A 9,953-nucleotide genomic window follows, 5' to 3' on the forward strand; every position below is an offset into this window, starting at 1 on the left:
ATGCCGGTCTCGCGCATGGCGGCGAAGAGGCGGTCCATCACGATGGATGGCTTGCCGGCCTCAAGCTCCCAGATGTACTTCTGCGTGGTGCCCAGCCGACGGGCGAGCTCACGCTGGCTCAGCCCGGCGAGCAGCCTGGCCTGCTGCAGGATGCGCCCCAGTGACTCGGCGCTCGTGACCTTCCCCGTGTACGCCATGACCCCGCCTGACTCCGATATCGCCGTCACGATAGACGACTACCTTATCGGAGTCAACTGCCACGACGGTGATATCGACCTGATCGGCCTGTGGCCACGTTGACCAAGAGGAATCGGCTCGCGACGGCCCAATAGCATGTGTGGACATCCAGTTTCCAGGAGAGCGTTGATGACCCGACTGAGCCAGTCCGTTGACCGCGCCACCGCCCTGCTGAACGGCGCGGACCTTGCGGCCGACGCCACCGTGCGCGAGCTGCTGACCGAGACCACGCGGCGCCGCGGCCTGGATCTGTCGGACCTGGCCCCGGCCGAGCAGGCCGCCCTGATCGCCGCCCGCTCGCAGGAGCTTCAGCCTTCCGCCGACGCGCTGGCTGAGCGGATCATCGCCGCCGACAGGAAGGGCCGTCGGTTCGTCGCCAAGTTCGGCATCGACCCGACCGGAGCCGAGGTGCACCTCGGGCACTCGGTGCCCATGCTCATCCTCAGCCGCTTCCAGCGCATGGGCCACCAGGTCGTGTTCATCGTCGGGGACATGACCGCCAAGATCGGCGACCCGTCAGGCCGCTCTGACGATCGCCCCGCCCTGACCGACGAGGACATCGTCCGCAACCTCGCCACCTACCGCCAGCAGGTCACTCCGTTCTTCGACTTCGACCGCGCCCAGTTCCGCCACAACGGCGACTGGCTGCGACAGATCACCCTGCCGGAGATCATCGAGATCATCTCGCAGATCCCGGTGTCGATGCCGCTACAGCGTGAGGACTTCCGCAAGCGCCTCGAGCTGGGACAGGGCCTGTCGCTGGCCGAGCTGATGTACTCGGTCGTGATGGCGCTGGACTCCGTGGAGACCAGCTGCGACCTCGAGGTCGGCGGCATCGACCAGTTCCTCAACATGCAGATGTGCCGCAAGGTCATGGACATCTGCGGTCAGACGCCCGAACTCGTGGTCGCCACCTCGCTCATCGAAGGCACGGACGGCACCGGGGCCAAGATGAGCAAGTCCAAAGGCAACTACGTGCCGCTGACCGCCCCAGCTGGCGAGATCTTCGGTAAGATCATGTCGGTACCCGACCGGCTCGTAGAGCCCTACTTCCAGGCGCTGTCGGAATGGCTGGACCCCGAACTCGCCATCACCAGCGAGCGGGTGGAGGCCGGGACGCTGCACCCGATGGACCTGAAGAAGATCCTCGCCGGGGAGGTCACCGCCGCCATCCACGGCGTCGACGCGGCGATGAAGGCTCGCGAGGAGTTTGCCGCCCGCTTCTCCAGGCGCACCTTCGGTGAGGTCGAAGACCTGCCCACGATCGCCGACCTCAGCCAGCCCGTGACCGAGGTCATCAAGGCCCTGGGCTTCGCCAGGAGCAACGGCGATGTCCGCCGCGTCGCCCAGCAGAACGGTCTGCGCCTCGTGGTCGAGTCGGAGGGGGGCCAGGAGCAGGTGACGCTGAGCGCCGACGAAACTCGCGAACCGCTGGCCACCCTGGTCAAGGACAAGTTCGATGGCCAGCTCGGCGACCTCTACCTCAAGGTCGGCCGCAAGCTCGCACGCGTCATCACCACCGCCTGATCCGATATCGCCGTCGTGATGGATGACTACCTTATCGGAGTCAGCTGCCATGACGGCGATATCGACGTCATATGGAGCGTCGCCAAAGCCGGCTACCGAGCCAGAACCACTCGAAACCCGTAGCCGTGGTGCCGGCCGGAGCGGTCATCATTCTGCCCGGTGCCGCTCTGCCGCGTCTCGGGTGTCTCAGGCCGCGGCAGAGGCAGAGGCAGAGGCAGAGGTGCTGGGGGTGGGGAGGCCGAGGTTGTCGCGCAGGGTTGTGCCGGTGTATTCGGTACGTAGGGAGCCGCGTTCCTGCAGGAGTGGCACCACCTTGTCGACGAACTCGTCCAGGCCGGTGGGGGTCAGGTGGGAGCCGAGGATGAAGCCGTCCGAGCCGTCGTTCTGGACGAAGGAGTCGATGCGGTCGGCCACCTGCGTCGGCGTGCCGATGAACTCGGTGCGGCTGAAGAGGTGGATGGCCAGCTCACGCAGTGAGTAGCTGTTCGCCTCGGCCAGTGCCCGCCAGCCGGCCACGGTCTCGTACGGGTCCTGGGCCAGGCGGGCCCGGCCCTGGATCACCAGGGGGGCGTCCGGGTCGGGGCCGACGTCCGGCAGCGGGCCGTCGGGGTCGTAGCCGGAGAGGTCACGGTTCCAGACGGTCTCGAGCAGGATCTGCGCCGTCCGGCCGCTGACCTGCGTCCGGGTGATCTCCCGGTGCCGTTCGACGGCGTCGGCCTGCGTGTCGCCGAGCACGAACGACGCCGAGGGCAGCAGCCTGACCGAGCCGGCCGGGCGGCCCTGGCGCAGCGCCCGGGCCTGGATGTCCTGGTAGAACTCGCGCGCCTCGGGCAGGTGGCGGTAGGGGGAGAAGATCGCGTCCGCGCTGCCGGCGGCGAAGTCCCGGCCCTGCGGGGACACCCCGGCCTGCAGGATGACCGGGCGGCCCTGGGGGCTGCGCGGGACGTTGAAGTGCCCGGAGATGTCGAACTGCTCGCCGTGCTGGCTGAACGCGCCCACGCTGTCGTCGCGGACGAACCGTCCGCTGCTCCTGTCGGCCACCACGGCGTCGGCGGGCCAGGAGTCCCAGAGCTTCCGGGCGGTGGCGAGGAACTCGCCCGCGCGGATGTAGCGGTCGTCGCGGTCCAGGAAGCCGCCGCGGCGGAAGTTCTGCCCGGTGAAGGCGTCGAAGGAGGTCACCACGTTCCAGCCGGCCCGTCCGCCGGAGAGGTGGTCCAGCGAGGCGAGCTGCCGGGCCAGTTCATACGGCTCGTTGAAGGTGGCGTTGATGGTGCCGACGAGGCCGAGGTGTTCGGTCACCGCGGCCAGCGCGGCGAGCACCGGCAGGGTGTCCGGCCGGCCGACGATGTCCTGGTCGAAGATTAGGCCGAGCCGTTCGCGCAGGATCAGGCCTTCGGCGAGGAAGAAGAAGTCGAACCTGCCGCGCTCGGCGGTCCGGGCCAGGTGCTGGAACGAGGAGAACGCGATCTGGCTGCCGGCGGCCGGGTCGGACCACACCGTGTGATGGTTCACGCCGCCGAGGTAGGCACCGAGGATGATCTGCTTGCGGGGCTTGCTCATAACGTGACGCTCCAGGCGTTCGATGCCGGCTCGGCCGGCGGGTCGGCGGGTCGGCGGGCCGGCCGGCGGGTCGTCAGGCGGCGGCGTAGCGGTTGGCGGGTCTGGGCAGCCCGAGCAGGGCACGTAGCGTGTCCGCCTCGTAGGCGGTGCGGAACACGCCGCGCCGCTGGAGCTCCGGGACCAGCGCGCGGGTGATCGCCTCCAGGTCGTGCGGGATCGTCCCGGGCCGCAGCCGGAAGCCGGACAGGCCCGCGCGCTGCCAGTCCCGCAGCAGGTCGGCGAGTTCGGCAGGGGTGCCGGTGAACACCAGCGCGTCGCTGCTGTACTCGCCGCCGGCCAGCTCGTCCAGGCGCTTGCGGCGGTCGTTCGCCGCCGTCGCGGCGGTGTCGAGGAAGACGACGAGATCACCGAAGACGTGCACGTTCTCCGCCCGGCCGGCGGCGTGCTGCTCGGCCCGGATCTCCTCGACGGTCGCGCGCGCGTCGTCGGCGTCCCGCGGGGTCACATAGACGACGTCGGCCGAGCGGGCGCCGAACCGGTAGGGCAGCGTGTTGTGCGCGAGCGCGGTGACCAGCGGCTGCCCCTGCGGCGGCCGCGGCACGATCGACGGGCCGCGGACGCTGAACCACCGGCCCTTGAAATCGATGTAGTGCAGTTTCTCGCGGTCGACGAACCGCCCGGTGGCGGTGTCGCGGATCTCCGCGCCGTCCTCCCAGCTGTCCCACAGCCGGCGGACCACCTCGACGAAGTCGCCGGCCTCCTCGAAGTACTCGGCGACCAGCGCCTGGCCCTCGGGTGTCGCGTAGTCCTCGAACCGGAGACGGGAGATGTCGCGGCGGCCGAAATGGGAGTTCTCACCGGGATGCGACAGCTGCGCCCGCCAGCCGGCCCGGCCGGTGCTGACGTAGTCGAGGGTCGCGATCGCCTTCGAGACGTGGAACGGCTCGGTGTGGGTGACGGTCGCGGTCGGGACGAGCCCGATGTGCGTCGTCAGCGGCGCGACCCGGGAGGCGATCAGCACCGCGTCCAGGCGGCCGCGCACCTGGTCGGTCCGCCCGTCCGGCCCGTCGAAGCGGGAGGACTGCACGCCGAGGGCGTCCTCGATGGTGACGAAGTCGAGCAGACCGCGCTCGGCCTCGGAGACCAGGTCGACCCAGTAGCGCGGGGTGAACAGCTCGAGCGGGCGGGCCCGTGGCTCCCGCCAGGCCGCGGGATGCCAGCCGGTACCGTCCAGCGCGACGGCGAGATGCAGTGAAGAGAGCGCGGGCATCGGACGTGTCGTCCCCTTCCGGTCTTCATTTCTGTCGTTGTTTCCGCTGCGCTGTTCAACGGGATTTCTCGTCGACGCCGTGGATCAGCGGGCGCCGGGCACGGAAAATCAGAGCGCGATCGCTCGTGACGGAAAACGATATGAACGACATACGGGCGGGCCCGGTATCACCGTACGGTGCCGTACCGGTGGATGATCGGCTGACGCTTTGTCAGCGGCAACAGAGGGAACTGGCCAGCCGGGAGAAGTCGAGGTATCTGCGGGCGGCGAATGTTCTCCTCATCGCCGGTGCATCCGCCGCCGATACGCTGGTCACCACCAGTGAACTTGTTGGCGGCGCATCCGCCGACAGTGCACCCTTCAGCAGTGCACCCGTCAGCGCCACGATTAGACCGTAACCGAGGGCCGCGCGCGGCGCAATGACGTCGCCGTACCGGATCGCCGTGGCTGCCCACGCGGGACCGCCTGCCCGTGCCTGTCCAGCAGGCGCCGGGCTGGAGCGGTTCCGCCAGCGGCATGGCCGGCGGAACCGGCGCGCCGCCGGCAACCGGGCCCGTGTGTTCCCGCCGGCCTGTCCGGTGCGCGCCGGAAGCCCCGGGGCGGGGCGGGATACGAGCCGGCCGTGGCAAAGCCGGGTCTCGCGCGGTAAAGCCGGGTCACGGCTTGATCAGGCCGACCCGGATCGCGTACCGGGTGAGCTCCAGCCGGTCCTTCATGCCGAGTTTCTGCAGCAGGTTGGCGCGGTGGCGTTCGACCGTCTTGACACTGACGAAGAGCAGGCCGGCGATCTCCTGCGAGCTGTCTCCCTCGGCCACGAGCCTGAGAATCTCCTCCTCGCGCTCGGTGATGGCCCGCTCAGGGATGCCGCCGCCCTCACGGATCCGGTCGAGATAATTGCGGATGAGGGCGTTGACCGCGCCGGGACAGAGAAAGGGCTCGCCGCGCATGGTGGCCCGGCAGGCTTCGACGAGGTCACGGTCGGCGACCGATTTCAGAACATGGCCGGAGGCGCCATCGGCCCGGGGACATCGCCTCCGTGGCCGCGCCGGTCGCCACCGCCGGCCCGCGGCCCGGGCTTGTCTGTCCAGTACGGACATACCAGGCAGGAGGTGCTGACCATGGCTTACGTGTTCCTCGGACTGGCCATCGTGACGGAGGTCCTGGGGACCAGCCTGATCAGGAGCACGGACGGCTTCACCCGGCTGTGGCCGACCGTGGGCTGCCTTGCCGCCTACGGTCTCGCGTTCGTCGCGCTCGCCCAGGCGGTCGAGAAGGGCATGCGGGTCGGGGTCGGCTACGCCATCTGGGCCGGCCTGGGCACCGCGCTGGTCGTCGTGATCGGGATAGTCGGCCTGAACGAGTCGGTCACCGTCGCGAAGGTCCTCGGCGTGACGCTGATCATCGCTGGCGTGATCGTACTCAACCTCGGCGGTGCCCACTGAACGGCGGTGCCCGTCCGCTGAACGGCGGTGCCCGTGCGCGCGGGACCGCGTATCCGAGCCTGTCCACCGGCAGGGCGGAGCGTCCTTCATTTATTCCCCGTGCGCCGCTGGCACTTCCGTGCGTGTTCGCGCCGCGATGTAGTGGGCGTTGCGCCCGCTGCTGGAGCCGCGGACGAGCAGGTCCGGGACGAGCCGGTCGAGCGCGCGGTTCGCCCCGGCCGTGGTGAGGCCGGTCAGGGCTGCGTAGTCACCGCTGGTGATGCGTTCATGGGCGGCGAGCCAGGAGGCGATGACGTCCCGGGCGGCACCGCGACCAGGCCGCCGGTAGGTCAGCAGCCCACGCCCGGCCAGTTCCCCGATCGTGTCCGGATCGCCTTCCAGCCGGCGGAAGACAGCGGCGGAGAGCATCCAGACGTCCTTGTAGCGGTCGATGATGGTGTTGCCGTCTATTTGGGCGGTACAGATGGCCTCGAGGGCATCCCGCGCGTCGTCCGGGTCGGTCTGAAGAGCGCGCGCCGCGTCCTCGACGGTGAGGAAGGGGCGGTGCAGCAGCTCGTGGAGAACCACGGCGATCCGTACGTCGCGTCGGCGCGCGGACGGCTGGACCGACTCCATCAGGGACATGATCGGCAGGACCGGCGCGCCGCCGGCCAGCCGGGTCCGTACGTCCGGGCCGGCCAGCTCGGTGATCCGTGGCGGCCGGTGACCAAGTGAGATCATTTCCCGGTACATGCGGTCCACGCCGACGCCCTGCTTCTCCACCAGCCGTAGCGCGCGGAAGAGATCCGACAGGGCCGGGTAGCGGGCATACCTGCGGGAAAGGACGGTGTCCTCGGTGATCCCGCCGGCAAAGCCGCCGGGGCTGTCGACCTCGATGACGGTGTCATGGTCGAACCAGGTGACGACGACCGGCTCCGGACGCATCCAGTCCCGGTGCACGACCGCGTTGAGCAGGGCTTCACGGACGGAACGCGAGGGGATCCGCCGCGTCGGGATCTCGGCGAAGCCCCGCCGGACGGTGGTCACGCTGTTGAACGCGCGCAGATCGTTCTCAACCGCGGCGAGCTGTTCGAGGAGTGCCGCGCCCGTCCGGTCGTCCGGCGGGTTGAGAACATCACCGCCGGGCACGTCGAGCCGGCTCAGTTCGATCAGCGTCCGTGACGCCGGGCAGAAGACGAGCACACCGGCCTGGGTCAGCGCGCCGTCCGGGCGCAGGACGCCGAGCCGCCGCAGCAGTTCGGCGTCCGACACCTCGGCGCTCTCGTCAGTATCGCCGCCGTCGCTCCCGGCGAGATAGCGGCGGGCCATGAGCAGGGCACCGGGAGCGATGTCCGCGATCGTCCGGCCGGTCGCCGCGGCCATCACGTCCAGCCCGGCCCGCTCCTGCCGGTGTAGCCACCACTCGGAGCGGTCCATCGGAACGCAGTGATCGCCGACCCGCCATCGGATCCTGCGGTCGGGATCCTCGACCGGTTCACGGGTCTCGGCTACATACAGGACGAGGATTCGTTCGCCTCGCAGGTGTCTGTGCTCGATGGCCGGGGCGATGTCGACGCGCTCGAAGATGCGGTGGCGGAGCCATTCGACGTCCAGCTCGGTGCCGGGAACCCGGCCGGTGTCGTCCACGCCGAGGATGAGAGCGCCCCCGCCGGGGGTGTTCGCCATGCAGGGGACCTCGCGTGCCAGTTGTTCCACCGCCTGCGGATTCTGGCGTTCACCGGGCAGGACGCCACCGTGGCGGCCGCGCCGGCCGGCCTCCTCCTTGAGGTCCACCTGCTCCCGCTCGTGCGGGCGTGGTAGCTGGCCTGACTCCAGCGCGGCAAGGATCTCGTCGACCTGTGTCCGCAGACGGGCACGCGTTTCCACAAGATCGCCATGTACGTCGAACAGTGACACGTTCGCGCCCCTCAGCGTCCAGTACTTGTTTAGGGAGATCATAAACAAATACTGAACGGCTCAGGCATCGTACGGGTACTGGTTTGCAAGATCGTCCAGGAACGATCATGAGATTGCCCGTGGGTTTCTGGTGGCTCTGCCGCCCGCGATCGCATACCGCCGGCCGGGCGGACGACCAGAGCATGGCGGATGACCGGAACATGGAGCAGGTGCGCGCGGCGGGCTGGCGACCTGACGAGGGGAGGATAATCGGATTCCGTGCAGCCAGATCTCGTGCAGCCAGATCTCGTGCGGACGGAATCGGCGCGGCTGGGGGTGGTCGCGAGGAGGTACGAGCCGTGGATGCGCCGTGCCCTGGAGATGGCGCGGGCGCTGCCGGACCCGGGGGCCGGCGACCCGCCCGTCGGAGCGGTGCTCTACGGCCCGGACGGGCGGGAGATCGCCGCCGCGCACCACGACCGGCAGCGGACGGCCGACCCGACCGCCCACGCGGAGATCACCGTGCTCCGGCGGGCTGGGCGCGCGCTCGGAACATGGAAACTCGACGGCTGCACCCTTGTGACCACGCTCGAGCCCGGCGTGATGGCGGCCGGCGCCGTTGTCCTCGCCCGGGTGCCCCGGCTGGTCATCGGCTCGTGGGACGAACGCGACGGCGCCGTCTGCTCCCAGTGGGATCTCGTGCGCGACCCGCGGCTGAACCACTTCGTCGAGGTCATCCCCGAAGTCCTCAAGGCCGAATGCGACGCGCTGCTCAGCCGCCGTCCCGACCCGCGCCAGGGCCCGCGCCAGCCACTTGGACGCGGCTGACCGGGTGGCCCGGCACTGCCAGCATGATGCGAGAACATACGAGCACAACAGATCACGACATGCCGGGGGATGCGACTGCTATGCCGAGGTCGCGGGCGGCGTCGAGAAGACGATGATCATAAGCCACCATGGCATGCAGGTCCGGGCCGAGGCTCGCGGCGGTAACCAGGTGGATCGCGTCAAGGCTGCGCAGCCGCGCAGGCGGATGCTGGCCGGCCCGGTCCAGCAGCGGATAGCCCAACCTGATCTGGTCGAGCTTCCGTAGAAGTGCTGTTGCGGTACCGGCTATGGCCTGAGCCTGGGGCCGGCTGACGTCAGGACGGTCGGTGATGCGGAGAACCGCACGCCGTAACTCGGTGCGAACCAGCGCGCTGCTGACGAACCTGCGCTCCGCGTGCCCGGCGAGCCAGATCCGTAGGCTCTCGCTCTCGGCAATGACGAGTTTCGTGAGGGCGCTGCTATCAAGATAGATCAGCGTTATCTCCACTCCTCGTCGCGCAGTGCGGCGAGCTCGTCCGACAACCGGATCCCGGTACCCGCGGTCACCGGTTCGATATCCAGGATGCCCTGGCTGCCGGGAGCGAGGTCGCCGGAATCGACGAGACGCTGGTGGCCCGAGACCGCTTCGTACGGTACGAGGATGGCGACCGCTCTTCCACGTTCGGTGACCTCCACCGCCTCTCCGGCTTTCACCCGGGTCAGCGCAGACGGGTGGGGATGCCGGCGACGACGTGCCAGACCTCGTCGGATTCGGCCGCGACCGCGGCGTTGATGCGGCCGAGGGCGTCGCGGAAGCGGCGTCCGAGCGCGGTCGCCGGCACGATCCCGGAGCCGGCCTCGTTGGTCACCGCGATCACGTGCCGGCGGGTGTCCCGCCAGGCGGCCACCAGCTCCCGGAGCCCGGCGGGCCATTCCCCGGCCGGGGGCTCCTCGCCCAGGTGGGCGGTTAGCCACAGGGTGAGGCAGTCGATCAGCAGCGGCGGGCCGTCCGCGCGCAGCAGCGGTGGCAGGTCGGCGGTCTCCAGCGTCGTCCAGTGCGCCGGCCGGCGGGTGCGGTGGGCGGCCACCCGCGCCGCCCAGTCGGCGTCGTCCGGCGGAACCGGGCCTGCCGTGGCCACGTAGAGCACCTCCGGCCAGGCGGCGAGCCGCCGCTCGGCTTCCGCGGACTTCCCCGACCGGGCACCCCCGGTGATCAGGACGCGGTAGGGCCGGGG

Annotated in this window: 11 protein-coding genes; 3 read left to right on the plus strand and 8 right to left on the minus strand. The window is 69.8% G+C overall.

Annotated elements, in window-relative coordinates:
- Window positions 1-197: helix-turn-helix domain-containing protein (locus AC5LUJ_RS08630; RefSeq protein WP_250285967.1), on the minus strand; the 197-nt coding region annotated here is incomplete at its 3' end.
- 169 nt (window positions 198-366) lie between these two features.
- Here AC5LUJ_RS08630 and tyrS point away from each other — a divergent pair.
- Complete coding sequence (gene tyrS, locus AC5LUJ_RS08635; RefSeq protein ID WP_250285966.1) at window positions 367-1,764, plus strand: tyrosine--tRNA ligase; 1,398 nt, start codon at window positions 367-369, stop codon at window positions 1,762-1,764.
- Window positions 1,765-1,950: 186 nt separating this feature from the next.
- Here tyrS and AC5LUJ_RS08640 read toward each other — a convergent pair whose 3' ends face one another.
- The 3 genes from AC5LUJ_RS08640 to AC5LUJ_RS08650 form a co-directional block, all read right to left on the minus strand.
- Window positions 1,951-3,324 (minus strand): NtaA/DmoA family FMN-dependent monooxygenase, encoded by a 1,374-nt coding sequence (locus AC5LUJ_RS08640; RefSeq protein WP_493464750.1) that lies wholly within the window; start codon window positions 3,322-3,324, stop codon window positions 1,951-1,953.
- 73 nt (window positions 3,325-3,397) lie between these two features.
- Entirely contained in the window at window positions 3,398-4,594 is a 1,197-nt protein-coding gene (locus AC5LUJ_RS08645; protein WP_250285964.1) for an LLM class flavin-dependent oxidoreductase, read from the minus strand.
- A gap of 656 nt (window positions 4,595-5,250) precedes the next feature.
- Window positions 5,251-5,541, minus strand: coding sequence for a response regulator transcription factor (locus AC5LUJ_RS08650; protein ID WP_250285962.1), 291 nt, complete (start codon window positions 5,539-5,541; stop codon window positions 5,251-5,253).
- 171 nt (window positions 5,542-5,712) lie between these two features.
- Between AC5LUJ_RS08650 and AC5LUJ_RS08655 the strand changes: the two genes are divergently transcribed.
- A complete protein-coding gene (locus tag AC5LUJ_RS08655; protein WP_250285960.1) occupies window positions 5,713-6,036 on the plus strand; it encodes a DMT family transporter in 324 nt (107 codons plus the stop codon).
- Window positions 6,037-6,126: 90 nt separating this feature from the next.
- Here AC5LUJ_RS08655 and AC5LUJ_RS08660 read toward each other — a convergent pair whose 3' ends face one another.
- A complete protein-coding gene (locus AC5LUJ_RS08660) occupies window positions 6,127-7,974 on the minus strand; it encodes a DUF5635 domain-containing protein (protein ID WP_493464751.1) in 1,848 nt (615 codons plus the stop codon).
- A gap of 216 nt (window positions 7,975-8,190) precedes the next feature.
- Here AC5LUJ_RS08660 and AC5LUJ_RS08665 point away from each other — a divergent pair, with 216 nt between their 5' ends.
- Window positions 8,191-8,739 (plus strand): nucleoside deaminase, encoded by a 549-nt coding sequence (locus AC5LUJ_RS08665; protein WP_250285813.1) that lies wholly within the window; start codon window positions 8,191-8,193, stop codon window positions 8,737-8,739.
- 52 nt (window positions 8,740-8,791) lie between these two features.
- Here the strand turns inward: AC5LUJ_RS08665 and AC5LUJ_RS08670 are convergent, their stop codons facing one another.
- From AC5LUJ_RS08670 to cobU, 3 genes are all read right to left on the minus strand, one after another.
- On the minus strand, window positions 8,792-9,226 hold the full coding sequence (locus AC5LUJ_RS08670; RefSeq protein ID WP_250285812.1) for a type II toxin-antitoxin system VapC family toxin: 435 nt from the start codon (window positions 9,224-9,226) through the stop codon (window positions 8,792-8,794).
- Window positions 9,217-9,414 carry a hypothetical protein gene (locus AC5LUJ_RS08675; RefSeq protein ID WP_250285811.1) on the minus strand — a complete coding sequence of 66 codons (198 nt, stop codon included), beginning with the start codon at window positions 9,412-9,414 and terminating at the stop codon, window positions 9,217-9,219. The genes AC5LUJ_RS08670 and AC5LUJ_RS08675 overlap by 10 nt, the downstream gene beginning before the upstream one ends.
- Window positions 9,415-9,437: 23 nt before the next feature.
- On the minus strand, window positions 9,438-9,953 hold a 516-nt coding region (gene cobU, locus AC5LUJ_RS08680), incomplete at its 5' end, for a bifunctional adenosylcobinamide kinase/adenosylcobinamide-phosphate guanylyltransferase (protein WP_493464752.1).

The sequence above is a fragment of the Protofrankia sp. CiP1_Cm_nod3 genome (genome assembly GCF_982290655.1).